Origin of the sequence: Gordonibacter sp. (genome assembly GCF_036667095.1) — a bacterium.
Taxonomy (GTDB): Bacteria; Actinomycetota; Coriobacteriia; order Coriobacteriales; family Eggerthellaceae; genus Gordonibacter.
Window position 1 is genome coordinate 1 of record NZ_JAVWUP010000380.1, and the last position, 1,181, is coordinate 1,181.

1 protein-coding gene is annotated in these 1,181 nt (G+C 60.8%); it reads left to right on the top strand.

What is annotated here, in order from left to right:
- Positions 1-211 precede the first annotated feature (211 nt).
- The coding region (locus RR842_RS14755; protein ID WP_332730324.1) for a LuxR family transcriptional regulator at positions 212-1,181 on the top strand (970 nt) is incomplete at its 3' end.

Below are 1,181 nucleotides of genomic sequence, written 5' to 3' on the forward strand. Positions count from 1 at the left end.
ACACGCGGGCAAGTGAAAGCGCCAGCTAACACCCACAAACATCCGGCGAAAAATTCTTGCGGCTCTCTTTATGACGGGCACATAAGGCGGGAATCAATCCTATCTACTAGCAATAGCCCGCCGCGTCTTTGCGTCGAGCGCATGAGGTTGGCGTACCGAACTCACGGTGCCAACCTGCTACAATATCCAAACCGAACAGGAGGTGGAAAACGTGAAATCGAGCGATGTGGTGCGTGCGCTGGCACCCGACGACAAAGCGGGCGACGACGAGCCGCTCGCATCCTTACTGTTCCCGTTGCGGTTTTTGGGCATGGGCCTGCTCATCGCCTGGCTCTGCTGCACCCATGTCGTCTCCATCTTTCCTGGCCCAGGATTCGACCCCGCCGCGCGTGAAGCCTTCGACACGGGCATGCGCTTCGGCGACATCGGCACGTTCGTCATTCTGGCGATCTGCTCGACGCGCATCGGGCGGCTCAGTCGCCTAAAAGGTTTCAACATCACCTGCACTGCGATCACCTCGCTCGGGACGATCGCGATCGGATTGTTCCTCATACCGGGAGGGGCATCGATCCCCCTCGTGTTCGCCGTCGCCATACCCACCGCTGTAGGTGGGGCTGTACTGTTCTGTCTCTGGGCCGAGGCGTACAGCCAGATGGGCATGACACAGACCGTCATGTACGGCGGTGCCTCCTGCATCGTAGCGGCCGCAGCCGCGTTCCTCATTTCTACCATACAGGCACCTTACGCCGTGGCCGCCACCTCCCTGCTACCGCTGCTCTCACTCAGCTGCGCGCTTCTGAGCTTTCGCCTGTTGCCGCGCGAGAGGCCGCAAACCACGGGAACGCGCTACCCCTTGCCCTGGAAGCTTCTGGGCATGATGGCCATTGCAGGACTCGTTTCAGGCTTGGGAGGATCGCTGCTCCCCAACCCCGATGGCCTCGGAGCCATCCATCGCGTTGCCGCGACGGGCCTCGCCGGTGCGGCTATCATCGTCATGGCGCTCTCGCGCCAAGACCGTATCGACGTGCGCTTCTTAGCGAAAGTCGGGTTTCCCCTCTCGGTGGTCGCGTTGGCCCTCATACCGCTCGCAGGACCGAATTGGGGCTACGCCGTATCGTTTCTCATAAAGCTCGCTTACGTGTGGTTCACGTTCTTCGTGCTGCTTATGTTCGCCAACATCG